The following is a 25,206-nucleotide window of genomic DNA, read 5'->3' on the forward strand; positions in this document are numbered from 1 at the left end:
GGACCCTCGACTTCCTGCTAGGAAGCGCCCCGGAATGAGCACCCGGCCGCTTCCACCTCCGCTGGACAGAGCACGCTTCGACGCGCTCGTGGCCCAGGGCTTCAATCAAGTCCCCGTGGTCCGACGGTTGGAGCCCGGCGCCCTGCGTCCCGTGGACCTGCTGCGCGCCCTTCCCTCCGGACATCGGTTCCTGCTGGAGAGCACCCGGGTCAGCGAGGAGGGGCGCTATTCCTTCCTGGGCTCGCAGCCGTTCCTCCGCTTCTCCGCCAAGGGCAACCAGTGCTTCGTCAACGACGAGCCCCAAGTGGGCGCTCCGCTGGACACCCTTCGCGCGCTGTTCAAGCAGTGGCGGGGGGTGAGCCTTCCCGGCCTGCCCCTCTTCCTCGGCGGCGCGGTGGGCTTCTTCGCCTACGAGGCCAGTCACTACTTCGAGAAGCTCCCGCGACATCCCCACGATGACCTGAAGGTGCCGGACATCGCCTTGTCCTTCGTGGACACCTTCCTCGCGGTGGACCACCTCGAAGGCCACCTGCTCGCCATCGCCACGGGCTCCGACTGGACGGACTGCGCACGACGACTGGATGCACTCGAAGCCCACGTGCATCGAGCCGTCCCCACCGAGCCCCCGTCACCACCGAGCACCTCCACCGTGGAGCCTCGCTCCAACTTCACGCAGCAGGGCTACCTGGACGCGGTGGAGCGCGTGCGCGAGTACATCCGCGCCGGGGACACGTATCAGGTCAACCTCTCGCAGCGCCTGGAGGTCGACTTCCCCGGCGACCCGCTCGCGCTCTACGAGACGCTGTCCGCCACGAACCCCGTCCACTTCGCCAGCTACCTCGAAGGCGACGGCTTCCACGTCGTGAGCACGTCACCCGAGCGACTGGTCCGCGTGGAGCAGGGCCGAGCCATCACCCGCCCCATCGCCGGCACCCGGCGCAGAGGCACACCCGAGGAGGACGCTCGCTTCGTCCAGGAGCTGCGCACCAGCGAGAAGGAACTCGCCGAGCACGCCATGCTCGTGGACCTGGAGCGCAATGACCTGGGCCGCGTCTGCGCCTACGGCTCCGTCGAAGTGACGAAGCTGATGGAGATCGTCGAGTACGCCCACGTCCTCCACATCGAGTCCGAGGTGACGGGCCAGCTCGCCCCGGGCATCGAGCCGCTCGACGTGGTGGGCGCGCTGTTCCCCGGTGGGACGATTACCGGCGTGCCGAAGATTCGCACCATGCAGCTCATCACCGAGCTGGAGCCTCACGCGCGCGGCCTCTACACCGGCTCGCTCGGCTACGTGTCCTTCACCGGCGACCTGGACCTGAACATCGTCATCCGCACGCTGCTCGTGAAGGACGGCCGAGCCTACGCACAGGTGGGGGGTGGCATCGTCCACGACTCGCAGCCGCGCCAGGAATACAAGGAGACGCTCAACAAGGCGCGCTCGCAGCTCCTCGCCCTCTCCGCGACTCGAGGCGCGCGATGATTCTCCTCATCGACAACTTCGACTCGTTCACCTTCAACCTCGTCCAGGCGCTCGGAGCCCAGGGCGCGCGATTGAAGGTGGTGCGCAACGACGCCATCACCGTGGCCGACATCGAGTCGCTCCAGCCCGAGCGCATCGTCATCTCTCCGGGCCCGGGCACTCCCGAGGACGCGGGCATCTCCCTGGACGTCATCCGCGCCTTCGGTGGGCGCGTGCCGTTGCTCGGCGTCTGTCTGGGACACCAGTGTCTCGGGCAGGTGTTCGGCGCGAAAGTCGTGCGCGCCCCCGTGCCCGTCCACGGCAAGACGGCGGAAGTCGAACACGCAGAGCAGGGCGTCTTTCACGGGCTGCCCCGCCCCTTCACCGCCGCGCGCTACCACTCGCTCGTGGTGGAACAAGAGGGGCTCCCGGACTGCCTGGAGGTGACGGCCTGGCATGAAGGGCTCATCATGGGCATGCGTCACCGCACCCTGCCCGGGCTGGAGGGCGTGCAGTTCCATCCCGAGTCCTTCCTCACGACGCACGGCCCGCGGTTGCTCGCCAACTTCCTGGCGGCTCGACGCTAAGGCACGACGGAGCCCTCACGCATGTTCTCCACGGTCGCGGTGAATGGCGAGGTGAGGCGCTGGGAAGACCTGCCCCTGCACGACTACGCGCAGGGCTTCTTCTTCGGCGCGGGCTTCTTCACCACCTTCCGCATCGACGACGGTATCCCGCTCTTTCTCGCCCGGCATCTGAAGCGCCTCGCCGCGAGCGTCGCGTCCTTCCCCGAAACCGTCCGTGCGCCACCGTCCGAGCTGCTCCACCCCGACGCCGTGCGAGAAGTCCTCCGTCGATGCCTGGAGTCAGACTCCGCGCTCGGTCCGCGCTTCACCGGCATCGGCAAGCTGACCGCGAGCGATGGTCGGCTCCTGCTCACCTTCCGGGCTCCCTCGCCGGACGCCGAGCGACTCCAGCGCGAAGGTCGCGCCGTGGACACCGTGGAGGCCGGTGCCTACCGCCACGGTGAGCCCATGCCGAACCACAAGGGCCTCTCGTACTTCCGCCAGTACTCGCTCATGCAGCGGCTCCCCGTGCTGGGCAATGATCTGGGGCACGCGTGCGAGCTGCCCACCGCGAACCTCTTCGTGCTCCTGGACGGCGCGCTCGTCACGCCTCCCCTGGATGCACCATGCCTGCCCGGCATCATCCGCGAGGTGCTCCTGGACGCGGGGCACCTCGACGACCTGCCCGTCGTGGAACGCGCGCTCCCGCTCGCGCGACTCTCCGAAGCTCGGGCCTGCGTCTTCACCAACTCCGCGGTGCTGGCCACCGGTGTGTCGCGCCTGCTGGGCCACGCCCTCCCCGACAGCCTGTCACTGGCGGCGCGAATCCGGGAGCACGTCCTGGCCATGGCGTCGCGCGAGGGTTGAGGCAGACTGAGCGGCCATGAGCCGTTCCCTCGTCGTCGTTCATCGCTGGGCAGGACGTCCGAACACCGACTTCTATCCCTGGCTCGAGGAACGACTGCGTCAGCCCCCCGCGCCCTTCGACTCCATCGTCACGCTCGACATGCCCGAGCCCGCCGCGCCCACCATCGCGGGCTGGGTGTCCGCGCTCACGCAATCCCTGGGGCCGGTGCCGCCACCTTCCACGGTGTTCCTGGGCCACAGCGTGGGCTGTCAGACCATCCTCCGCTACCTCGCCGCGATGCCCGAGGGACACCGCGTGGAAGGCGCCGTCCTCGTCGCGGGCTGGTTCGAGGTGGACAAGACGTGGGGCTCGCTGCGGCCCTGGCTCGACACGCCCATCGACTTCGCTCGCGTCCGCGCGGCGCTGGGCCACTGCGTCGTGGTCCTCTCGGACGGAGACCCGTTCACCTCCGACTGGCGCCGCAACCGTCAGTTCTGGGAGGAGCGCCTCGGCGCGGAGGTCCTCGTCGTCCCGGGGGGCCGTCACTTCAACAACCCGCGCGAGCCCGCGGTGCTGGAGGCGCTGCTGTCACACTTCGGCACGCGCCCCACGCAGTAGTCACTCAGGCCACCTCGGGCGCCTCCGGACGAAAACCCAGCCCCTCGGAGACTTCCTCGTCCCGCAGCGCTCGCCACGTGCTCTCGGCCACGTCCAGCACCACGGTGCCCACGGCCTCCCGGTGCAGCGCGAGCACCGGATGTCCCACGGCCGCCAGCATCCGCTTCACCTGGTGGTGCCGCCCTTCCGTCAGCGTCAACTCCACCACGTCGGGCTCGCGCAGCCGAGCCTCCGCAGGACGCGTGAGCCCATCCTCCAGCTCCACACCCTCTCGCAACCGCTGGAGCGCCACCGCCCCGGGCCGCCCCGACACGCGCGCGACATAACGCTTGGGCAGGTGCGTCTCGGGCGCCGTGCCATGCCGCACGAACCGCTCGTCGTTCGTGAAGAACAACAGGCCCGTGGTGTCCCGGTCCAAGCGCCCCACCGCGTACCACTCGAAGCCTCGCAGGGACTCGGGCAGCACCGCGCGCAGCCGCTCGAACACCGTGCCCACGCCCTCCGGGTCCGAGCCATGCACCACCGGACCCGACGGCTTGTGGAACATCAACACCCGCGTCGACGCCGCGAGCGAGCACGCCCGTCCATCCACGCGCACCACCCCACCGGGCCGCACCGGCGCGAAGGGCTCCAGCTCCACGCGTCCGTCCACCTCCACCCGTCCAGCGCGAATGGCCGCCTCCGCCTCGACCCGAGACAGCACCCCGGCGCGCCCCAGCGCCCGCGTCAGCCAGTCCGAGCGGCCGTCCTCCGACGACGCCTCTGGCCCCCTGCGCCGCGCCGCCTCCAGCCACCGGGGCGTCTTGCTCCTTCGCGCCATCCTCTCGCCTCCTCCCTTCGTCACCCCGACATCCCATGTCCACCTTGGAGAACCAACGAGCACCTTCGCCCGAGGGAGAGGCGGCGGACAGGCGCACGTCACGGCACCGCCATTTGACTCCACCCGGGCGCCTCTGCCATTGCGCCGCCGTGGCCGTCCCTCCCGAAATCGCCGCTTCGCTCCAACACTTCCCGCCTCCCCCGGGGCCTTCCGTCGCCTTCACGCTGCGACTGGCTGAAGCGCTGCACCGCTACGGCACCCCCGCGCACCGGCTGGAAGGGCTGATGCAGCGCGTGTCGGAGCGGCTGGGCCTGGAGGGCCGCTTCTTCTCCACCCCCACGTCCCTCTTCGCGTCCTTCGGGCCTCCTGAAGCGCTGCGCACCAGCCTCATCCGCGTGGAGCCCGGGGACATGGACCTGGAGCGGCTCACGCTGCTGGACGTGCTCGCCGACGACGTCATCCAGGCACGCCTCACGCCCGCCGAGGGCGCCCTGCGCGTGGAGGCCATCCTCGCGCGTCCGCAGCGCTTCGGGCCGGTGCTCCAGGTCCTCTGCTGGGCACTGGCCGGCGGGGCTGGCGCTCGACTCTTCGGCGGTGGGCTGAAGGAGATGGCGGTGGCGACGGTGAGCAGCCTGCTCATCGGCCTGTTGAGCGTGGTGACGCAGCGACAGCCCTCCACCGCGCGAGTGCTGGAGCCAGTCGCCGCCATCCTCTCCTCGGCGCTCGCCGTGCTCGCCGCGAGCGTCATCGGCCCGCTGTCGATTCAAATCGCCACGCTGGCGGGGCTCATCGTCCTCTTGCCGGGCCTGACGCTGACGGTGGCCCTCAACGAGCTGGCCACGCGCCACCTCATCTCCGGCACCTCGCGACTCACGGGCGCGGCGGTGGTGTTCCTCCAGCTCGGCTTCGGCGTCGCGCTGGGCAGCCGACTGTCCGAGCTGCTTCCGCCCCCCGTCGCGCCGACGGTCGCCGCGCTGCCCGCATGGACGCAGGCAGCGGCCCTGGCCGTGGCGGGCGTGGCCATTGGCGTGCTGTTCCGCGCGCGCCCTCGCGACTGGGGCTGGATTGCCGCCGCGGGCACCTTCGCCTTCACCGGCGCGCGGCTGGGCTCGGAGTTCCTGGGGCCGCAGCTCGGCGCCTTCGTGGGCGCGCTGCTCCTGGGCATCGGCGGCAACGCGCTGGCACGACTGAGGAACAAGCCCTCCGTCACCATCGTCGTGCCGGGACTGATGTTGCTCGTGCCCGGCAGCGTGGGCTTCCGCAGCCTGTCCTCGCTGCTGGAGCGGGACGTGGTGGCGGGAGTCGACACGGCCTTCAACATGCTGATGGTGGCCGTGGCGCTGGTGGCGGGCCTCTTGTCCGCCAACGCGCTCGTCCCGCCGCGCAAGGTGCTGTGAAGCCTCAGCCCAGGCGCGTGAAGTAGATGGCCGCGAGCGACAGCAGGAAGTACGGCACCAGGCCGCCCGCGCCCGCGTAGTCCTTGGCCATGCGCTGACCGAAGAACAGGCCCACCAGCGACACCGCCGACACCAGCGCGCCCCAGAAGGCCAGGGTCGCGCTGCCCGTGGCGATGAGCGCCACCAGTCCGGCGGCGCTGAGCGCGCCCGCGGCCAGCTCCATCAGGGTGATGACACCGAGCATCAACGGGACGACACCCCGCAGGGGGCTCTTGGCGAAGTGACCGGTGAGCCAACCCAGGTTGCCCTTCCAGTCGATGACCTTGTCGAGCCCGGACTGGAGGAACAGGATGGCGAGGAAGGCGGAGCACAGCGCCTGGAGCAGCCACGCGGTGAACTGAGTCGATTCGAAAGCCGGCATGGCGCGGCACTCTAGCCGCCTGGGGCCCGGGCCCAAGTCTTCTCCGCTGGAGACCGGGCGGGCAGCCATGGGGGCCGCTCCCCCCTTCCCTCCTGGGGAACCCGCCCTAACTTCACGGGTATGGCATCCGAGCAGACCGCCCGGCGCGTCTTCACCGGTCTCATCCTGCTGTCCATCGTGCTGTTGGCGCTGGTCATCCAGCCCTTCGCCAAGGGCATCTTCCTGGCCGCGGTGCTGGCCGGAGCCTTCTACGGCCTGCACAGCCGGCTGACGCGCAAGCTGCGCGGGCGCAAGAACATCTCCGCCGGGCTCATCTGTACGATGGTCGTCCTCGCGTTGCTGCTGCCCCTGGGAGGGCTCACGGCCTTCGTGGTCGCCGAGGTGTCGTCGGGTGCGCAGTTCGTCACCAAGACGGTGCAACAGGAGGGCGTGGAAGGTCTGGTGCAGAAGCTGCCGGGGCCGGTCCGCAAGGGCGTGGAGAGCCTGATGGAGCGGCTGCCCATGGAGGAAGCGCACCTGGACGAGAAGATCCAGGAGCAGGTGAGCAGCCAGGGTGGAACGGCCGCGCGCGCGGTGACGGGAGCGGTGGCGGCCACGGGCTCCATCGCCTTCCAGACGGTGATGATGCTCATCGCCCTCTTCTTCCTCCTCACGGATGGGCGAGAGCTGGTGCAGTGGATAGAGAGCGTGTCCCCGCTCAGACGCGGCGAGACGCTGGAAATCATGCGCGAGTTCCGCAGCGTGTCGGGCGCGGTGCTGCTGTCCTCGCTGGCCACCGCGGGCGTTCAGGCCTTCGCGGCGCTCATCGGCTTCCTGCTCGCGGGAGTTCCCGCGCCCCTGTTCTTCGCGGGCGTCGCCTTCTTCCTGGCGCTCATCCCCGCCGTGGGCGCCGCCCTCGTCGTGCTGGTGGCCGCGGCGTTGATGTTCTTCAGCGGACACCCCTGGGCCGCGCTGTTCCTGGCCATCTGGGGCACGGTGGTGGTGGGCCTGGTGGACAACATCGTCAAGCCGCTGCTCGCCAAGCGCGGCATGCACCAGCACGGGGCCATCGTCTTCTTCTCGCTGCTCGGCGGCCTGGCGGCGTTCGGCACGGTGGGCCTGCTGTTGGGCCCGCTCATCGTCGCCTTCTTCCTGGCCCTGGTCCGCATCCACGAGCGCGACTACGGCCGCAACCACCCAGGCCCCGACAGCCCGACGACGCCCGGCCCCAGCGATGGGCGCGGTCCAGACGCTGCACTGTCGACGAAGACCTCGAGCCCGGAAGGCGCGCTCACGTCGACGGTCCGCGAAAGTCACTGAGGCACCCGCGCTCCTGCCTCCCGCCTGAAGCAGGAGCCAGGAGCGCGGTGCCAGGGTTACATCAGAACGACGCGCCGCTCGCGCGCCGACCCGGCGAGGTCGACAGGCTGGACAGGCTGGTGTGCAGCACGAACGTCGCGCTCGAGCCCACGTCCGGGCTGCGGTTCGCGGAGACGCCGTCGGTGCCCGCCATGGTGGAAGACAACGTCGCCGTGTCCACCACCGTGCCGGACGCGTTCTTCACCGTCACGGTGTCACCGCTGTTCGACAGGCCCAGCGTGCCCGTGGTCGCGGCCACCGCACCCGGCGTGCCCGAGGGGATTCCCGCCGCGCCGCCGAACACCACCAGCACGCCGCCCGCGGGTACCGAGGTGCCGCTGGGGAACGTGTGCCGCACGCTGGCGGAGTCGGACACCGTCCACCCCGCCACGCTCAGCGCCGCCGTGCCCGTGTTCACCAGCTCCACGAACTCGCCATTCACATCGGAGCCGGCCTCGTTCACCAGCACCTCGTTGATGATGAGGGTGCCCGTGCCGCCACCGCCGCCCGTGGTAATCGAGAACGTCGCGTTGCTGGTGTCCGTGATGCTGGCGTCAGACGTGTCCGTCACGCGCACCCGCGCGGTGGTGCTCGCGGTGGCCGGCAGCATCCACGACAGGCTCCCCGCCGAGGCGGGCGTGCTCGACGACAGCGTCGTCCAGGTGCTGCCGTTCAGCGTGTACTCCACCCGCACGTTCGTCACGTTCGACGACGTCCACGCAATCGTCCGCGCGCTGCTCGTCGTCCAGCTCTCCCCGCCGTTGGGCGACGTCACCGTCACGCTGGACGCCACCGAGTCCCCGGGAACGAGGAAGTCCTTGATGATGCCCATGTGCTGCATGCCGGTCGCGCCGCTGTCGCCCGCGAGCGCGGGGGACAGGTCGCCGATGGGCGAGTACACCCGCGTGTCCACGACGAGGCCGTTGGCGAACGAGCTGCTCCCGATGACGACCGACGTCTGGTACTGCCGCAAATCACTGTCCACCAGCACGTGGTCATAGGGGCTGTTGCGGCCCGCGTTCGTGTTGGTGTTGCCATTGCGGTCCGCCGGGTAGGGGCTGGCCGTGGAGACCACCTGCGAGAAGGTGCTGAAGCTCGCCTCGGAGCGGCTGCTGGTGTTGAAGTCGCCGCCGATGACCAGGTAGTCCCCCGTGGGGATGTTGGCCTGGATGCGGCTGACCAGGCTGGCCGCCTCCGTGTTGCGCGTGCTGGCGTTCGACGTCAGCAGGTGCACGCTCACCGCCCACAAGTCCCTGGGCCCCGGGATGTCGATGCGCGCCCAGGCGAAGTCGCGGTTGGTGACCTGCGGGTCGTCCCACTCGCCCGAGGCGATGATGGGATAGCGGCTGATGATGCCGTTGGGAATCTGCGCGCCGGCCTCGCGGTAGTACGAGAAGCCCGTGCCGAACGCGGTGTTCACGAAGGTCCGGAGGTCCGCGGCGGAGTCCGTCAGGTAGTTGAACTCCTGAATCATCACGATGTCGGCGTCCGTGCCCTGGAAGATGCGGATGCCGTGGCCCGGGTCGTAGTCCTGCCCCGTGCCGCTGGAGAGGTTCGCGGCCATCACCCGGATGCGCACGTTGGCCAGCGAGTCCTGGCGCTCACCGAGCGACGGCTCCCCGGTGGTGGGCTCCACGCCCTCACCACCGCAAGCGGCGAGTCCCAGGAAGAGCGCCACGAGCCATTGGCGCCACGACGACAGCACACGCGTTGGTACGGCGAGGTTGTTTCGCACGAAGTCCGGTCCTGCTCCCAGACGGGAGCTGTTGAGGTCGGCAACGACTGCTGAACGGGTGGTCCAGGCAATCCACACCCAAGGCCACAGCCTCAACTTATCCGGATGTCGCGCAAGGAAGGCGCGTGAAACACGATTGAAACATGACGCGGCATCGCCCTACAGGGATGCGGCGGTGGACAGGGCGACGAACACGTAGCGCAGGCCCTTGCCCAGCGTGACGAATACGACGAAAGGCAGGGGCTTCACGCCCACCACGCCTCCGGCGATGACGAACGCGTCGCCGATGATGGGGACCCACGACATCACCAGCGCGGGTGCGCCCCAGGTGCGAAGCCGCGCTTCGACCTTCTGCATACGCGGGCCCTCGCTGGCGCGCCGACGTGCATACCAGCGACCCAGCGGACCGCCTCCGCCGCGCGCCACCCACAGACCCAGCACGTAGAGCGACAGCGCGCCCAGCACGTTGCCCACGGTCGCCACGGCCGTGGCCAGCATCGGCGGCGTGCCGCCATAGATGAGCGCGGCGAGCAGCGCCTCGGACGGCACCGGCACCACGGAACCCGCCAGCATCGCGACGAGGAAGAGACCTGGGAGCCCCCAGGTGGAGAGAATGGCTGCGTCGGGCATGGTGGTGGGTGCGAGCGGCCCCAGCAGTGTGCCACGCGGCTGGAAGCGTCCGAGGGAAAACCTCGAAGCCGCCTGCTCCCACCTCGCGTGCGAGCGCTCGACGCACCGCGCGGCTCGCGGCCCCCCGCATGAACTGCGCGGGCATGCCGCGGTGCGCAGACCTTGCGCGCGACGAGCGCCCACGCCACGCATCCCGAGGGGACACGGGCCGCGGCGCACCCCTTGCTATGGGCCGGGGAACCTCACTCCACCGCGAAGGACCTCCGCGTCATGAGCAGCAGCGACCTCCCCGCCCCGGGCCTGAGCAACGACCTCCGCATCGTTCCCGTGGAGATTGCCCCCGAGACGTTCTGGGTGGGCAAGCGAGAGCCCGGGAACATCTTCTACGCCAACCCCTACCTCCGACGGTTCCGAGGCACGGACACGAAGACGCAGCGGGCGTCGGAGTTCAACCTCCTCATCGACCCGGGCTCCAGCAGCGACTTCTCCACCATCCACACCAAGGTGACGTCGCTCATCGGTGGCATGGAGCGGCTGTCGGCCCTGTTCATCAACCACCAGGACCCGGACGTGGGCTCGTCCGCGAGCATCATCTCCGCGCGGTATGCGCCTCGTGCGGGCCTCTTGTGCTCGGAGGACACCTGGAGGCTCATCGTCCACCAGAACCTGCCGCGCAACCGCTTCATCCCCACGGAGAAGTTCGCGCAGGGACTGAGCGTGCCCACCGGGCACAAGCTGTTGCCGGTGCCCTCGCCCTTCTGCCACTTCCGGGGCGCGGTGATGCTCTATGACCCGCAGACGCGGGTGCTCTTCACGGGTGACTTGTTCGGCGGCCTCACCGACGCCAACGCGAAGGGCCTGTGGGCGGACGAGTCCGACTGGTCGGGCATCCGCGCGTTCCATCAAATCTACATGCCGGTGAACGCCGCCCTGGCCCGTGTGGTGGCCACCATCCGCAAGCTCACTCCGGCGGTGGAGATCATCGCGCCGCAGCACGGGCGCGTCATCCGAGGCCCGCTGGTGCAGCAGTTCCTGGAGCGCATGGAGAAGCTCCAGGTGGGTCTGGACATCATGGACGAGGCGCAGGACCGCACGCATCTCCAGGCGTGGAACTCGGTGGTGGACCGCGTGCTGGCGCTGGCGCGGGGCTACCTGGGCGACTCGGTGGACGTGAAGCTCGGGGCCAGCGAGGACCTGTCGGACACGTCGACGTTCGATGGGAATCGCCTGGTCGTGAACCGGTTGGGCAAGTGGACCGTGGAGCACGTGGTGGACGTGTTGTGCAAAGGCGAGCCGCCAGAAATCGCGGGGCCCATCATGGTGGAGGCCACCAGCGCCGCCGCCGAGTACAACCTGCCCACGCCGCACCTGGACATCGAAGGCGCGGGAGCGCCGTCGCACATCTCGCTGTTGGACCCCTGAGCGAAGAGCACGGGGCCAACGGACACCGAGGGAGGCGCGGTGGGCTCGACGGAAGAAGACTCCGGAGGCGTGGTGTACCTCGGAGGGATGTCCCTGGAACCCGCGGCGGTGGTGGCGCGGACACCGACTCTCGCGCCCGTGACGCCCCCGCCTCCGGTGTCGCTGGCGGAGACGCTGCGCGCGGTGACGCCCATGTCACCGCACGGGACGTGGCTGCAAGGCATTCCCACGCCCGCGCCTGCTCCGGCCGCGACGGTGCGCGGACTGGTGCCAGGACAGCTCGTGGGCGAGCGCTACCGGGTGGAGCGCTGGCTCGGCGCCGGAGGCAGCTCCACGGTGTACGAGGCGGAGGACCTGCGCCAGGGCCAGCGGGTGGCGCTCAAGGTGCTTGCGACACCGCATGCGGAGCCGTCGACGGTGGCGCGCTTCCGTCAGGAGGTGGAGCACGCGCGGGCGCTGGAGCACGTGAACATCCTGCGCGTCTTCGACGTGGGCCTGGATGGAGACCGGCACTTCCTCACCGTGGAGCTCCTCGACGGCATGGACCTGCGCCAGCGGATGCTGGAGCGACGGCCCACGCTCGCGGAGACGTTGCGCTGGCTCACGCACGCGGCCGTCGCGCTGGAGCACGCGCATGGCCGGGGGGTGCTGCACCGGGACGTGAAGCCCGCCAACCTCTTCATCACCCGTGCGGGCGTGCTGAAGCTGATGGACTTCGGCCTCGCCAAGAGCACCCATGTGGTGGGGACGACGGCGCAGGGCACGGTGCTCGGAACACCGGAGTACATGGCGCCCGAGCAGGTGATGGGCAGTCCTCCGCTGTCGCCCACCACGGACCTGTACGCGCTGGGCGTGGTGGCTTACGAGCTGTGCACGGGACAGCTCCCCTTCCGTCACACCGAGCCCGTGCCGTTGATGTTCCTGCACGTGCAGCAGGCTCCGGTGCCGCCGACCACGTTGCGCCCGAGCCTGCCCGGCCCGTTCGAGCGCGTGGTGTTGAAGCTCCTGGAGAAGCGGCCCGAGGACCGCTACGCCAGCGCGGGTGAGCTGCGCTCCGCGCTGGCGAAGCTGTGGCCCTGGGCGCTCAAGGAGTCGGCTTGAGCGCGACGGTGACGAGTCGCAGTCCCAACTGGGGCCAGCGGGACGTGCGCGGGGTGAGGTCCGGTTGCTGGCACAACGAGAGGACGCGGCCTCCGCCAGGGTGGAAGAAGTAGAGCGAGCGCGCGGCCTTGAACTCGCCGGGGAGCGCGGCATCCCGCTCGGGCCAGACGCGGCGGGTCGCCCACCAGGACTGCACCACGGGCCGCTCGCGCAGGTGGTAGTGGACCTCCACCACCACCGCGCCCACCTCCTCCGAGCCCCACTCCAGCATGAGGCTTGAACCCGGGATGCGTCGCTCGTCGAGCAGGTGCAGGGGGCGAGGCCCCACGTAGGCGGTGGCATCCACCTTGGCGCCGCGCAACGAGCCAAGGAAGTCCAGCTCCAGGCGCGTCGTGCCGGGCTGAACCTGGAAGCGGAAGGCCATGCGGCCCGTGCCCACGTGCTGGCCGCCGAAGTACGTCCCCACGTTGGCCTCCCGGACGAGGACGGGCTCACCCGAGCGGAACTGGTCCACGTCCACCGGCGCGGCCAGTTGGGGCGCGGACGCAGGAAGCTCCACGCGCTTCCAGCCCGGAGTCGGGTCCTCATGCGACCAGCACGCCACGGGCGTCGCCTGCGTCAGCCACAGCGCGCCCATCCAGGAGAGCAGGGGCCCCATGTCACGAGCTCCGGGGAGTGGCCGGGGTCGACCGCGCCGAGAGCCACGCGGTGCCGAGCATCAGAGCACCGGCCGCGGCGAGCCCCGCCACGCGCAGGGAGCCGTCGAGGTGGGCGGTGTCATAGAGGAGCGTCTTGCCCACGGAGATGGCGACGAAGCAGAAGCCCGCGTCGCGAATCACGGGAGCGCCCCGCTTGCGGCCCAGGAACACCAGCACCACGCCGATGACGAGCCAGCCCAGCGTGAGCACGAGCCGACGCGCGATGTGGTCCTCCGCGACGCCCAGGGTGAGGAAGTGGAAGTAGAAGGTCCACGACGTGGCGATGGTCGCGGCGGTGAGGCCGAACCAGACGAGCACGTCACGGATTCGCTCCAGTTGCGTGTCACCGCGACGCAGCGAGCGCGGCAACATGATGACGGACGCGATGAACGTCAGCGCGAGTCCCACGAGCAACAAGGGTTGCTTCGTCGCCGCGTACCACAGGCCTCCTGTCACGGAGGTGGCGAGCACGGCGATGGGGAAGATCAGCAGTCCTCCGCGAGGAACCGCCAGGAAGCCCAGGGCCAGCGTCGCGACCGCCGCCAGAATGAGGAGCGCCTCCACGGGCATGTGGAGGTCCCGCCAGAGGAACACAGCGGCCAGGGCCAGCAATGCGCCGCCGAGCCCACCCAATACCTTCACGTCCCACTTCGCCATCATCTCCGTCATCGCCAATCCTCCACCGCCAACCCGTGGCGTGTGGGGAGGCTCCGATTGCATCGGACCTGCCAACCGCTGACGCACGGCATCACGCACGTTTGCGCGGCGGGGCGGGCTCACGGTGTGCAGCGCGCGGCACACCGTGGGGAGGCCGCTGCACAGCGCGCACGAGCGCTACCGGCTCACGGCTCTTTTCCCTGAACTGAGTCTGCCCCAGTTCGGTGGCCCTCTTGCGCTTCGGTTTCATGGTTGTTGGACCCACCACGTCGTTCAAGTCCAGACGGGCTGGCAGTACCTTGAGTCTGCCTTTGCGCGAACCCCTCTCGCGCGGCGCTCGGAGATTCCTGCCCATGCCCCATCCCTCTGGGAGCGTTGTCCTATTCACGAATGGCGAGACCTCCTGCGAATTCTTCCAAGACTTGGGGAGGGACACGCTGCTGTTGCCCGCGCTGAAGGTCCCGTTGCGACCGGGGGCCTTCGCCTCGATGGGCCTGCGGGTGGACGATGCGCGTTGACGCTCTGCTCTGGGTCGTGGCGTTGCTGACCGCGGGATGCTCCTCGGTGACGCAGGTTCCCGGGCGTGGCGAAACGCTGAGCTACACACCCCGACAGAGGCGACACGCGACTCCACGAGCTGACGCGACGCGCGCGGGACCTGGCACAACCACGGGCGCCGTCGGGGGCGAAAGGCAAAGCGCTGAACGAACGCATCAAGCCCTCCTCGACTCCATCAACGAGGCGAAGGGCTCGCTGAAAGGAGTCGAGTCCGCGTTGTCCAAGATGGCGACGCGTCGGCCTGGCTTCGATGGCCGGAGCGTCAACGGCGAGGTGTTCACGCGCTTTCTCCATCATGGCGACAAGCAGGCGACGTGGATTCGCGGCGCGCTCGAGAGTACGACCGGACTGACGGAAGTGGCCTCGGAGGTGGGGATCCGGCCATGGAGCTGGGGATTCTTCGCATGACGGGGCCCAAGCTCCAGGCCGCGATGTTCGGGACGCTGCTGCTGGCAACCTGGGGCGACTTCCTTCAGCTCTCCGACGCCTTGCTCCGAGAGTGTTTCATGTGCGGCATCGAGAAGCAGTTCGTGGACCTCAACCGCGTTCGGGGCTTGATGGAGACCGCGCTGGCGGACCTCGCCTCCCAGGACCCTGACCGTGTCGAGGCGGCGGCACTCGGGATGCCCGAACTGATGGGGACATTGACCCGGGAGTTCAACACGCTTCGTTCGGATGGACTGTCGGCCATAGAGGATGGAGGCAAGGTCCTGGTGGCCATGCAGGTGTTGGAGATGGTCACCCTGATCTCCTCGCTGAAGATGTCGCTGCCACGGCTGCCCCCGGCCACACCTGCGACGCTCGGCGTGGGCCTCACGATGAGTTCGGGGGGAGTCATGGCGGGCTCGCGAATCGTCGTCTCCGCTGAGTGGGTGGAGATGATGCGAAGGCTCGTGCAGGCGGGCGTCATCTCCGTTCCGGCAGTGAGCGCGGCCGTCCGCATCCACGGCGGTCAGGTCATGATGGCGCAGGCCCACCAAGGCCTACCCAAGGGTGTGCGCGACGCGCTGGGGGACAGTCCCGAGGTGCGCGGCATGCAGGTGACGGGCAGAGCGGGAGCGGGCATGTCCGAGGCTCCGAAGCACCACGTCATGCCCAAGGAGCATCGCGAGTGGTTCGAGCAGCGCGGCTTCAAGGGTGACCTGGACATCGACCAGTTCTGTGTTCGACTGGAACGGGCCCACCACGAGGCGATTCACGGCGGGGGGAACTGGAAGCTGGGGCGCATATGGCCCGACGAATGGAACAGGAGGATCATGCGCACCCTGAATGATGCGGAGTTGTCGGCAGGGCAGAAGTTGACGCGCAATGAGGTGCTGAGCATCGTCGCGGAGAACATGAGGCTCTACGACATTCCGATGAAGTTCACCAAGGGGCGCAGCCGATGACCGACGGACGTTCATGGCAGGGGGATTGGAAGGCCCGCCTCTATGAACGGGTCCGCGAGCGTGGCTTCGACTCGCTGACCGCCTTCGCGGATGCACGTCCTGCTGTCCCGCTGTACGCCCTGGCCGAAGAGCTTGGCAAGGATGACGTCGCAGGGGTGCAGGTGTTGACCGGGTTGCGCACTGAAGCGGAACGACGGAAGCAGGTCACACGACTCGTTCGAGACTTGCTCGCGCGGGAGTTGGCAGCAGGCCTTCCCAACGGGTGGCCAGCCGAACTTGATGATGTGACCCGCTTCCAGGTCGCCAAGGCGCTTGGCCTCTGGTCGGGCTCCACTCCAGAAGCCTATTCGGAGCGCACTCGACGGGTGATTGTCGCGCTCCGCGCGAATCCGCCCCCCGCGAGCTGGCGCCCGCTCGGCCCTGACGACGAGCTTCTCCGGGCGCTGCTGCCGGACGACGAAGCCTGAGCGGAACCAGCGCGTCCTGCTCAGGATTTTCTACCGCCCTATCAGGTGAACTCAGGGCTCGCTGGCCATCTTGCCGGGGGCGACCACGGCCAGCAGCAGCGCCACCGTGCCCGCCATCGCACCAGCAATCGCGAACTGGAGCGCGAAGTGGCCTCGGGCGAGCGCCAGCGCTGCCACCGTCAGCGAGCCACCCAGCAGTCGCGTCGCATAGAGGCTGCTGGTGACGATGCCCCGGTGATGCCAGGGCGCGCGCGACTGCGGTCCGATGAGCGACGTGCTCGCCGCCGGCCCCAGCCCCATGCCCAGCACCGCGAGCGAGACGAGCGCCGGGAGCGTGCCCCAATCATACGCGGCGGTGAGCGCCAGGAGCCCCGCCCCCGTCGCGGCCACCGCGAAGCCCACGCCCGCGCTCAAGCGCATGCCTCCGCGCACCAGCAGCTTCACGCCAAACGTGGAGCCCACCGACCAGCCCAGCAACATCGGCAGGAGCGTCAGCCCCGCGACGATGGGCGTCTGGCCGCCCTGCTCCGTCATCCACAGCGGCACCCACGCGGCCATGCTGTAGAGCAACGCCCCGCCCGCGATGCCTCCCGCCACGCCACTGAGCACGGTGCGGTCCTTCACCAACTCCATCGGCAAGAGCGGCGCCTCCGACCGACGCTGCTGGAACACCAGCGCCGCGGCCCCCACCACCGCGCCCAGCAGACACAACCAGCGCAGCTCCGCATGCCCAGGCTCCAGCGAGAACAGGAGCATCGCCGCCGACGAACCCGCGAGCACCGGCCCCCAGCGGTCCAACTTCACGTCCGTGCGACGCGGCGGGTCTCGATAGGAGAGGTACAGCAGCAGCGCGGCGAACAGGCCCACGGGCACGTTGACCAGGAACACCCAGCGCCACGAGGCGTGCATCACCAGCCATCCACCGATGAGCGGCCCCACCGCGTTTCCCGCGCCCCAGGCGCCGGTGAAGAGCCCCTGAACGGCGGCGCGCTCGCGCAGCGTGTAGAGGTCCGCGCTGATGGTGAGCGTGGTGGGCTGAAGCGCGCCCGCGCCCAGCCCCTGCAACACACGGAAGGCGATGAGCCCCTCCACCGAATGGGCGAGCCCGCACAGCGCGGAGCCCACGAGAAACAACCCCATGCCGGCGAAGAAGACGGGCTTGCGTCCCAGCCGGTCCGCCAGCTTCCCGGAGATGAGCACGCCCACGGTGGACGCGAAGAGGAACGCGGAGAAGACCCACGAGTAGAGGTGCTGTCCGCCCAGCTCCCGGGTGATGGTGGGCATGGCGCTGGTCACCACCGTGCCCTCGAAGGCACTGACCACCAGGGCCAGCAGCACCGCGCCAGTGGCCATCCGCCGCGCCGCTCCAGGCCGTGCGGAAGACACCGGCTCCACCGTCAAGCCGCTTCCATCCATGGCACACGTGTAACCGGGGGCTCCCCATGCGGAAATCGCAACTTCCGCATAGACTCCATGCGGAATCCGCATGACCCACGAACAGCTCCAGGCATTCCTCCGCGTGGCCCAGGAAGGCCGCCTCTCCAGGGCCGCCAAACGGTTGGGGCTGTCCCAGTCCGGGCTGTCCCGCCAGCTCCAGTCGCTGGAGGCGGCGCTGGGCACTCGCCTGCTCGTTCGCACGCCCGGGGGCGCCGTGCTGACGGACGCGGGGGAGCGGTTCCTGCCCCACGCACGGCGCGCGCTCGATGCCCTGGCGGCGGGTACCTCCGAGCTGGAGCGGCTGTCGAACACCCCTCGCGGGCCGGTGTCGCTCGGCACGCTGCACACCGTGGGAGCGTACCTGCTACCGGACATCATCCCGGCCTTCGCGCAGCGGTTTCCGGAGGTGCGCCCCCGGCTCAGCGAGGCCATGGCGTCGACGCTGGAGGAAGGCGTGGCCCGTGGCGCGCTGGACCTGGCCATCCTGTCGCTGCCCGTGCGACGGGCGGACCTGGTGTCGCAGAAGCTCTGGGAGGAAGTGCTGATGCTGGCGGTGCCGCGCGGACACCGGCTCACGAAGAGCAGCCGGCCGGTGACGCTCGGGGACGTGGTGGAAGAGACGTGGGTGGTCATCCCCAGCATGAGCGGCACGCGCGCGCTGGAGGCGGAGTGCGAGGCGCGCGGAGTGACACCGAAGGTCGCGATGGAGACGGACAACGCGGAGGCGATGCGGCGCATGGTGGAGCGCGGACTGGGCATCGCGCTGGTGCCGGAGCTGATGGCCAGGGACCACGCGGCGCGCGGCTTCGACGTGGTGCCGCTGGCGAAGAGCGGCCTGAAGCGACAGGTGGCGCTGGTCCACCGGGGCGAGGGCTACCTCACGGCGGCGGCGCGCGAGCTCAAGTCGTTCATCGTGGAGAGCGTGCGCGCGATGCCGGAGCCCTGGGGAGCAGGCAGGCGTGGAGGAGCGCCCTCGGGGCAGCGGGTGCGATAGCCTGTCGCGCGTGGGCGGGTGACGGGAGCCCACGGGCGAGAGGGCTGTCGCATGTCGCTGAAGGTGATGACGTTCAACGTGTTGCAGGGAGGCGAGGAGCGGTTCGACGACATCGCCACCTTCCTCTCCCGGGCCTCACCGGACGTGCTGGTGCTCCAGGAGTGCCTGGGCTGGGAAGACGGCGGGCGCCTGCGTCGGGTGGCCGAGGCGCTGGACGTGCCGCAGGACGACGCGCACGTGGTGCTGGGTCAGTCCCGCTCGCGCCCCAGTGGGCGCAGCTACCACGTCGCGGTGGTGAGCCGCCCTCCCCTGCGCTCGCTGCGCATCCACAATGACCGCCACTTCCTGGGCCACTGCATCGTCGAGTGCGAGCTGGAGGCCAACGGACCGGTGACGCTGTTCGGCACGCACTTCGACGCGCACCACGAGAGGCTCCGCTACGTGGAGGCGCGCTACCTGCGCTCGCTCATCGACCCGGCGAAGTTCCGGGACGGGCAGTACCTGCTCGCCGGAGACCTCAACTCGCTGTCGCGCAGGGACCCGTACCCGGTGGACCTGGAGGACAGGCTGCGTCGCGCGGGGACGGACAAGTACGGACACCCGCCGCGCTTCGACGTCATCGACGACGTGGAGGACTTCGGCTGGGTGGACACGCTGCCGACGCGGGCCGGGTCCACGAAGTGGGTGACGGCGCGGCGCAACCGGGGTGGCGTCACCATCGACTACCGCACCGACTACGTCTTCGCGTCACCGCGCATGGTGGAGCGACTGGTGTCCTCGGAGGTCATCGACGTGGGCGACACGTCCGACCACAACCCGCTGGTGGCCACGTTCCGCTGACACGCGGTCGTCCGCGCAAGATCCTGATAGCGCCAGCCCCGGGAGGACTCCGATGGTATGTCCATGCGAACCACCCTCCTCAGCCTGCTGCTCGCCCTGACCGCATGCGCCCATGCGCCACCTTCCGTCCCCGTGGAGACGATTCCCGCCCGCCCCGGGGACGTGGCCTCCATCGATGGGGTGATGAAGGCCTTCTACGAAGTGGTGAACCTCGCCCCCGACGCACCCCGGCAGTGGGCACGCGACAGGACGCTCTACAGCCCATGGATTCACTTCGTGTCGATTGGCCAGAAGGTCTCCATCTGGGACCACCAGGGCTTCGTGGAGGCCACGGAGCCGCTCGTCCGCGCCGGGTTTCGCGAATGGGAAATCAATCGCGTCACGCGCCGGTACGGCAACATCGCGCATGTGGCTTCGACCTACGAGACGCGGACAGGCCCCGGAGAAGGCTCGCTCTCGCGGGGCGTCAATTACATCCAGCTCTACTTCGACGGCGCGCGCTGGTGGGTGACGAGCGTGGTGTGGCAGTCGGAAGACGCGGCGCATCCCATTCCACCGGAATTGCTTCCCGCCTCGAGTCATTGAGCATGACCGCGCGGGCGAGAGAATGAGCTGGGACCTCCCCAGTCCGATGCGCCCGCTCGTCGAGGGAAACGAACTCTTCGTGGGCGAGTGGACGTGTCCCGGAGCGCGCCAGGCTCGGACGCTGGAGCAGGCGCACTACGTCGAGCTGGACCTGCTGCGCGCGGGGATGCATGTGCGGACCCTCGGTCGGCAACGGAGCGTGGTGGACCCGACGACCGCCGCGCTGCAGGTTCCGGGTGACGAGTACTGGATGGCCTCGACCGGGGAGCAGCCACAGCGCAGCACGCTGCTGCTCCTGCGTGGCGCGCTGGCGGAGGAGCTGGGCCCGCACGTTCGAGCCCAGGTCCTCCAGGTCTCCGCGGAGGTGGCACGCCTGCACTTCAAGCTCTTGCGAGACACGGACCCGCTGGCGCGAGAGGAAGTCGCGCTGGCCCTGGTCCATCGCTTCGTGCGGGACGCCGCGCCCGAGCGGACGCGAGCAGCCTCCGTCACGCCCGCGTGGCGTCAACTCACGGAGGAGTTGCAACACCAGGTGGCCACGCGCTTCGCGGAGCGGCTGACGCTGGAGGCGCTCGCTTCGGAGGTCCACGCATCCCCCTTCCACGCCAGTCGCGTCTTTCACGCGGTGACAGGGGAGACACTGCATCGACACCTCACCCGCGTGAGGCTGCGCGCCGCGCTGTTCGAGTTGGAGGAGGCATCAGGCCGCCTCACGGACGTCGCGCTCGGAGTGGGCTTCTCCTCGCACAGTCACTTCACCAGCGCGTTCCGGCAGGAGTTCGGGTGCACGCCCTCGGCGCTTGCACGCGGGCGCGGCTGAGCGCGCGTCACCTCCGCTACGCTCCCCCTTTCGATGCCCTACGACAAGACGCGCGGGGATGTTATCCCTCCAGCGTTTCATCGGGACGTGGTGTGAAGGAGGAGCAGCGTGGCTCGGACGGACAGCTTCGTGGAGTACGTGGTGGAGTTGCTGGAGAAGCTCGGGCCGGTCCAGGCTCGGCGGATGTTCGGCGGGTGGGGCCTGTACTTCGGAGGACGGATGTTCGGCCTCATTGGAGACGGACAGCTCTTCCTGAAGGTTGACGACGTCACCAGGCCCGACTTCCAGGCCGCCGGCTGCCGACCCTTCATCTTCGAGGGCGGCGGGAAGACGGTGGCGCTGGGCTACTGGACGCCGCCCGCCGACGCGAGCGATGACGCGTATGAGCTGCTGCCCTGGGCTCGCCGTGCCGTCGACGCGGCGGCGAGGGCCGCGCTGAAGAAGGCTCCGAAGAAGAAGCCCGCGGCAGCAGCGAAGAAGGCCCCGGTCGAGAAGAAAGCGCCGAAGAAGCAGGCCGCCGCGAAGAAGACCCCGGCCCCGAGCAAGCCGAAGCCGAAGTCCCTGTCGACAAGGTCGACGCCCCCGAAAAAGCGCGCCGTCGCCAAGAAGACCGCGCGCAAGAGCCCCCGCCTCAAGCGGTCTTGATGGACGAGGCCGCCTCCAGGCCCAGCTCGGCCACGGAGACCTCTCGCATCCGGAACTTCTGCACCTTGCCCGTCACCGTCATCGGGAACGCGTCCACCAGCTTCCAGAAGCGCGGCACCTTGAACGTGGCGATGCGGCCCGTGCAGTGCTTCCTCAGTTCCTCGGGCGTGAGCGTCACGCCCGGTTTCGGCTTCACCCAGGCCATCACCTCCTCGCCGTACTTCGCGCTCGGCACACCGATGACCTGCGCCTCGCTGACGCCCGGGTGCGTGTGCAGGAACTCCTCCACCTCGCGCGGAGAGATGTTCTCCCCGCCCCGGATGATGAGGTCCTTGATGCGACCGACAATCCGCACGTAGCCGTCCACGTCCATCGTCGCCAGGTCGCCGGTGTGCATCCACCCCGCCGCGTCCACCGCCTTCGCCGTGGCCTCCTCGTTCGCCCAGTACCCCAGCATGACGCTGTAGCCCCGCGTGCAAAGCTCTCCCGCCGCCCCGCGAGGCACCACCGCCCCCGTCTCCGCGTTGATGACCTTCACCTCCAGGTGCGGATGCACGCGCCCCACCGTGGACACCCGCTTGTCGAACGGGTCATCCAGCGAACTCTGCGTGGACACCGGAGACGTCTCCGTCATCCCGTAGCAGATGGTCACCTCGCGCATGTTCATCCGCGATTGCACCTGCTTCATCACCTCCACCGGACACGGTGAACCCGCCATGACGCCGGTGCGCAGCGTCGTCAAATCGAACTCACCGAAGCGCGGGTGGTCCAGCTCCGCGATGAACATCGTCGGCACGCCGTACAGCGACGTGCAGCGCTCCAGTTGCACCGCCTGGAGCACCGCCAGCGGGTCGAACGCCTCGCCCGGAATCACCATCGTCGAGCCATGCGACGTGCAGGCCAGGTTCCCAATCACCATTCCGAAGCAGTGGTAGAAGGGCACGGGGATGCACACCCTGTCCTCCGGCCCGTAGCGCAGCGCCTCGCCGATGAAGTACCCGTTGTTCAGCACGTTGTGGTGCGACAGCGTGGCGCCCTTGGGGAAGCCCGTCGTCCCGGACGTGTACTGGATGTTGATGGGGTCGTCGAACTGGAGCGACGCCTCGCGGTCCTCCAGCGTGTGCTCGCTCACGTGCTTCGCGTTGGAGAGCAACAGCTGCCAGTCGTCGTCCAGCACCAGCGCCACGCGGAGCTGAGGGCAGCGGGGGCGGACCTCCTCCAGCATGGCCCGGTAGTCCGTCTGGCGGAAACCCCGCGCCAACAGCAGCACACTGGTGCCCGACTGGTTGAGCGAGTACTCCAGCTCCGCCGTGCGATAGGCCGGGTTGAGGTTCACCAGGATGGCGCCAATGCGCGCCGCCGCGTACTGCGTCACCACCCACTCGAAACGATTGGGAGACCAGAGGCCCACGCGGTCCCCCTTCTCCACGCCCATCGCCAGCAGGCCCTTCGCCACCTGCGTGGTGGTTTCCCACATCTCCCGGTACGTGGCCCGATACCCCTGCGAGACGACGACCAGCGCCTCGCGGTCCCCATGGCGCTCCACCGTTGTTCGCAGGTTCTGCCCGAGGGTCTCACCGAGGAGCGGCGTGGCACTGGTGCCATGGACATACGAGGGAGCCTGGCTCATGCACCCATCGTCACGCCGTCAAGAAGGTCGAGCAAGCGCCCCTGGGGCGAGTCCGCTGTGAAGCGCCCGCCCGACAAGCGGTCCTAAACCCGGGCGACCCGGTGGATGCTGTTCCCTTCAGGCACCCCCTGGGGTCACCGGAGGCCACTCCCCGCGCCCTCGGGCCCCCTCCCCCCCCGGTCGGACGCCCGCCAGGGCAGCCCCCCGGCATCCCCCGCTGTCCACTTGTCCCACACTCACCCGAACTTCCGAGCCATCCAGGGATTCAGGTGGTGCGGCCCCACCACGCACCGCATTAAATGGAGGGGTTCATGGATGATTCCAACGCCAGGCTGGTCGCGGCACTGCTGGAAGCCCGACAGCGCCACTGCTTCCCCCCGGACGTGCGCCGGGCGGCCCCCGAGTTCGTCGCACAGGTCCTCGGGCTGCTGTTCCCTCACTTCGCGGAGCGCCTGGAGTGTACCGCCGCCGCTGTCCGCCGGGACGTCACCACCGTGGAGGCCAGCCTCCACCGCCTGCGCGAAACGCTCGCGCCCCTCTACCCGGACATCAACGCCAGCATCCCCGCGCGCTTCATGGAGCGGCTGCCGGAGCTCTACGACTGGCTCCGTCAGGACTCGCAGGCCATCTTCGACGCGGACCCCGCCGCCCGCTCCGTGGACGAGGTCATCCTCACGTACCCGGGCTTCCAGGCCATCGCCATCTTCCGCGTGGCCAATGCGCTGCACATGCTCGGCTTCCCGCTCCTGCCACGGCTGCTCACCGAGTTCGCCCACCAGCGCACCGGCGTGGACATCCACCCCGGCGCCACCATTGGCCGGCGGTTCGTCATCGACCACGGCACCGGCGTCGTCATCGGTGAGACGACGCTCATCGGCGACAACGTGAAGCTCTACCAGGGCGTCACGCTGGGCGCGCTCATGGTGGAGAAGGCCCTGGCCGACAAGAAGCGCCACCCCACGATTGAGGACGACGTGGTGGTGTACGCCAACGCCACCATCCTCGGAGGGGAGACGGTGGTGGGTCACGGCAGCATCATCGCCGGCAACGCGTGGCTCACGCAGAGCATCCCTCCGGGTTCCGTCGTCACCCGACGCAGCGAGATTCGTCCCCGTGGAGCCGACGGCGTCCTGGACGCCATCGAGTTCCACATTTGATGACGCCTTTGCGAAGCACCTACCCCGCGCAGCCCCCGACGAGGCCCGACATGAAGGTCAACAACATCCTCGAGACCATCGGCAACACGCCGCACGTACGCATCAACCGGCTGTTCCCGTCGCGCGTCACGGTCCACATGAAGCTGGAGCGCGCCAATCCGGGCGGCAGCATCAAGGACCGCATCGCCCTCTCCATGATTGAGGACGCGGAGAAGCGCGGCATCCTCAAGAAGAACAGCGTCATCATCGAGCCCACCAGCGGCAACACCGGCATCGGTCTGGCCATGGTCGCCGCGGTGAAGGGCTACAAGCTGGTGCTCGTCATGCCGGAGTCGATGAGCGTCGAGCGCCGCCGCCTGATGGCCGCCTATGGCGCGACGTTCGAACTCACCCCGCGCGCCCAGGGAATGAAGGGCGCCATCGCCCGCGCCAACGAGCTGCTCTCCCAGGTTCCCGACTCGTGGATGCCCCAGCAGTTCGAGAACGAGGCCAACATCGAGGTGCACAAGCGCACCACCGCCCAGGAAATCCTCAAGGACTTCCCGGACGGGTTGGACTACCTGATTACCGGCGTGGGCACCGGCGGCCACATCACCGGCTGCGCCGAAGTGCTCAAGCAGCACTGGCCCAAGCTGAAGGTCCTCGCGGTGGAGCCCACCAAGTCGCCCGTCATCAGCGGCGGCCAGCCCGGCCCCCACCCCATCCAGGGCATCGGCGCGGGCTTCATCCCGAAGAACCTCCACACCGAGGTGCTGGACGGCACCGTACAGGTCACCGAGGAAGACGCCTTCGAGTTCACCCGCCGCTCCGCGCGCGAGGAGGGCATCTTCGTGGGCGTCTCCTCCGGCGCCGCGCTGTCCGCGGTGAACCAGAAGCTGGGTGAGATGTCGGACGGCAGCCGCGTGCTGTGCTTCTGCTACGACACCGGCGAGCGCTACCTGTCCATCGACACGCTCTTCTCGCCCCAGGGCTGAGC

General features: G+C 69.1%; 25 protein-coding genes. 17 read left to right on the forward strand and 8 right to left on the reverse strand.

Going from position 1 to position 25,206, the window contains the following annotated elements; all coding sequences use genetic code 11:
• Positions 1–34 precede the first annotated feature (34 nt).
• The 4 genes from HUA78_RS16710 to HUA78_RS16725 are packed head-to-tail and all read left to right on the forward strand — an operon-like array spanning position 35 to position 3,490.
• Positions 35–1,480, forward strand: coding sequence for an anthranilate synthase component I family protein (locus HUA78_RS16710; protein WP_174476709.1), 1,446 nt, complete (start codon positions 35–37; stop codon positions 1,478–1,480).
• Positions 1,477–2,046, forward strand: coding sequence for an aminodeoxychorismate/anthranilate synthase component II (locus HUA78_RS16715; RefSeq protein WP_174476710.1), 570 nt, complete (start codon positions 1,477–1,479; stop codon positions 2,044–2,046). The genes HUA78_RS16710 and HUA78_RS16715 overlap by 4 nt, the downstream gene beginning before the upstream one ends.
• A 21-nt stretch (positions 2,047–2,067) precedes the next feature.
• Positions 2,068–2,892, forward strand: coding sequence for an aminotransferase class IV (locus HUA78_RS16720; protein ID WP_174476711.1), 825 nt, complete (start codon positions 2,068–2,070; stop codon positions 2,890–2,892).
• A gap of 16 nt (positions 2,893–2,908) precedes the next feature.
• Entirely contained in the window at positions 2,909–3,490 is a 582-nt protein-coding gene (locus HUA78_RS16725; RefSeq protein ID WP_174476712.1) for an alpha/beta hydrolase, read from the forward strand.
• A 4-nt stretch (positions 3,491–3,494) separates the two neighbouring features.
• Here HUA78_RS16725 and HUA78_RS16730 read toward each other — a convergent pair whose 3' ends face one another.
• Positions 3,495–4,310: a pseudouridine synthase gene (locus HUA78_RS16730; protein WP_174462804.1), complete on the reverse strand. Its 816-nt coding sequence runs from the start codon at positions 4,308–4,310 to the stop codon at positions 3,495–3,497.
• A 149-nt stretch (positions 4,311–4,459) separates the two neighbouring features.
• On the opposite strand from HUA78_RS16730, the gene HUA78_RS16735 reads away from it, so the two are divergent.
• Positions 4,460–5,707 carry a threonine/serine exporter ThrE family protein gene (locus HUA78_RS16735; RefSeq protein WP_141641586.1) on the forward strand — a complete coding sequence of 416 codons (1,248 nt, stop codon included), beginning with the start codon at positions 4,460–4,462 and terminating at the stop codon, positions 5,705–5,707.
• A gap of 4 nt (positions 5,708–5,711) precedes the next feature.
• Here HUA78_RS16735 and HUA78_RS16740 read toward each other — a convergent pair whose 3' ends face one another.
• Complete coding sequence (locus HUA78_RS16740; protein WP_174466544.1) at positions 5,712–6,128, reverse strand: DoxX family protein; 417 nt, start codon at positions 6,126–6,128, stop codon at positions 5,712–5,714.
• 120 nt (positions 6,129–6,248) lie between these two features.
• Between HUA78_RS16740 and HUA78_RS16745 the strand changes: the two genes are divergently transcribed.
• Positions 6,249–7,427 carry an AI-2E family transporter gene (locus HUA78_RS16745; protein ID WP_174462807.1) on the forward strand — a complete coding sequence of 393 codons (1,179 nt, stop codon included), beginning with the start codon at positions 6,249–6,251 and terminating at the stop codon, positions 7,425–7,427.
• 61 nt (positions 7,428–7,488) lie between these two features.
• Here the strand turns inward: HUA78_RS16745 and HUA78_RS16750 are convergent, their stop codons facing one another.
• Both HUA78_RS16750 and HUA78_RS16755 read right to left on the reverse strand, forming a co-directional pair.
• Positions 7,489–9,201, reverse strand: a complete 1,713-nt coding sequence (locus HUA78_RS16750; protein ID WP_371745599.1) for a lamin tail domain-containing protein — start codon at positions 9,199–9,201, stop codon at positions 7,489–7,491.
• A gap of 159 nt (positions 9,202–9,360) precedes the next feature.
• Positions 9,361–9,831 carry a YqaA family protein gene (locus HUA78_RS16755; RefSeq protein WP_141641589.1) on the reverse strand — a complete coding sequence of 157 codons (471 nt, stop codon included), beginning with the start codon at positions 9,829–9,831 and terminating at the stop codon, positions 9,361–9,363.
• 270 nt (positions 9,832–10,101) lie between these two features.
• Here HUA78_RS16755 and HUA78_RS16760 point away from each other — a divergent pair, with 270 nt between their 5' ends.
• Both HUA78_RS16760 and HUA78_RS16765 read left to right on the forward strand, forming a co-directional pair.
• Positions 10,102–11,253, forward strand: coding sequence for a hypothetical protein (locus HUA78_RS16760; protein WP_141641590.1), 1,152 nt, complete (start codon positions 10,102–10,104; stop codon positions 11,251–11,253).
• Between the two features lie 87 nt (positions 11,254–11,340).
• On the forward strand, positions 11,341–12,354 hold the full coding sequence (locus HUA78_RS16765) for a serine/threonine-protein kinase (RefSeq protein ID WP_217442502.1): 1,014 nt from the start codon (positions 11,341–11,343) through the stop codon (positions 12,352–12,354).
• Here HUA78_RS16765 and HUA78_RS16770 read toward each other — a convergent pair.
• Together HUA78_RS16770 and HUA78_RS16775 are read right to left on the reverse strand one after the other, a co-directional pair.
• Positions 12,338–13,012: a hypothetical protein gene (locus HUA78_RS16770; protein WP_174476714.1), complete on the reverse strand. Its 675-nt coding sequence runs from the start codon at positions 13,010–13,012 to the stop codon at positions 12,338–12,340. The genes HUA78_RS16765 and HUA78_RS16770 overlap by 17 nt on opposite strands.
• 1 nt (position 13,013) lies before the next feature.
• Complete coding sequence (locus HUA78_RS16775; protein ID WP_174462810.1) at positions 13,014–13,721, reverse strand: DUF2339 domain-containing protein; 708 nt, start codon at positions 13,719–13,721, stop codon at positions 13,014–13,016.
• Positions 13,722–14,650: 929 nt separating this feature from the next.
• On the opposite strand from HUA78_RS16775, the gene HUA78_RS16780 reads away from it, so the two are divergent.
• Together HUA78_RS16780 and HUA78_RS16785 are read left to right on the forward strand one after the other, a co-directional pair.
• Entirely contained in the window at positions 14,651–15,655 is a 1,005-nt protein-coding gene (locus HUA78_RS16780; protein WP_371745600.1) for a DUF2380 domain-containing protein, read from the forward strand.
• Positions 15,652–16,122, forward strand: a complete 471-nt coding sequence (locus HUA78_RS16785; protein ID WP_174456496.1) for an NUDIX hydrolase — start codon at positions 15,652–15,654, stop codon at positions 16,120–16,122. Before HUA78_RS16780 ends, HUA78_RS16785 begins: the two co-directional genes overlap by 4 nt.
• 51 nt (positions 16,123–16,173) lie before the next feature.
• On the opposite strand, the gene HUA78_RS16790 is transcribed toward HUA78_RS16785, so the two are convergent.
• Positions 16,174–17,538 carry an MFS transporter gene (locus tag HUA78_RS16790; protein WP_174456497.1) on the reverse strand — a complete coding sequence of 455 codons (1,365 nt, stop codon included), beginning with the start codon at positions 17,536–17,538 and terminating at the stop codon, positions 16,174–16,176.
• A gap of 70 nt (positions 17,539–17,608) precedes the next feature.
• Between HUA78_RS16790 and HUA78_RS16795 the strand changes: the two genes are divergently transcribed.
• From HUA78_RS16795 to HUA78_RS16815, 5 genes are all read left to right on the forward strand, one after another.
• Entirely contained in the window at positions 17,609–18,553 is a 945-nt protein-coding gene (locus tag HUA78_RS16795; RefSeq protein WP_174456498.1) for a LysR family transcriptional regulator, read from the forward strand.
• A gap of 51 nt (positions 18,554–18,604) precedes the next feature.
• The gene (locus HUA78_RS16800) at positions 18,605–19,393 is read left to right on the forward strand and encodes an endonuclease/exonuclease/phosphatase family protein (RefSeq protein WP_174456499.1); all 789 of its coding nucleotides are present in this window, start codon (positions 18,605–18,607) and stop codon (positions 19,391–19,393) included.
• A 63-nt stretch (positions 19,394–19,456) separates the two neighbouring features.
• Entirely contained in the window at positions 19,457–19,978 is a 522-nt protein-coding gene (locus HUA78_RS16805) for a hypothetical protein (RefSeq protein WP_174476715.1), read from the forward strand.
• 22 nt (positions 19,979–20,000) lie between these two features.
• Positions 20,001–20,798: an AraC family transcriptional regulator gene (locus HUA78_RS16810; protein ID WP_174462814.1), complete on the forward strand. Its 798-nt coding sequence runs from the start codon at positions 20,001–20,003 to the stop codon at positions 20,796–20,798.
• A 108-nt stretch (positions 20,799–20,906) separates the two neighbouring features.
• A complete protein-coding gene (locus HUA78_RS16815; RefSeq protein ID WP_174476716.1) occupies positions 20,907–21,443 on the forward strand; it encodes a TfoX/Sxy family protein in 537 nt (178 codons plus the stop codon).
• Here HUA78_RS16815 and HUA78_RS16820 read toward each other — a convergent pair.
• Positions 21,430–23,073, reverse strand: coding sequence for an AMP-binding protein (locus HUA78_RS16820; RefSeq protein ID WP_174476717.1), 1,644 nt, complete (start codon positions 23,071–23,073; stop codon positions 21,430–21,432). The two genes, HUA78_RS16815 and HUA78_RS16820, sit on opposite strands and share 14 nt — an antisense overlap.
• Before the next feature lie 311 nt (positions 23,074–23,384).
• Here HUA78_RS16820 and epsC point away from each other — a divergent pair, with 311 nt between their 5' ends.
• Both epsC and cysK read left to right on the forward strand, forming a co-directional pair.
• Positions 23,385–24,230, forward strand: coding sequence for a serine O-acetyltransferase EpsC (epsC, locus tag HUA78_RS16825; RefSeq protein ID WP_174456504.1), 846 nt, complete (start codon positions 23,385–23,387; stop codon positions 24,228–24,230).
• Positions 24,231–24,280: 50 nt separating this feature from the next.
• On the forward strand, positions 24,281–25,204 hold the full coding sequence (gene cysK, locus HUA78_RS16830; RefSeq protein ID WP_141641604.1) for a cysteine synthase A: 924 nt from the start codon (positions 24,281–24,283) through the stop codon (positions 25,202–25,204).
• The last annotated feature ends 2 nt before the right edge of the window (positions 25,205–25,206 follow it).

This window comes from Myxococcus sp. CA033, assembly GCF_013336625.1.
Lineage (GTDB): Bacteria > Myxococcota > Myxococcia > Myxococcales > Myxococcaceae > Myxococcus > Myxococcus llanfairpwllgwyngyllgogerychwyrndrobwllllantysiliogogogochensis.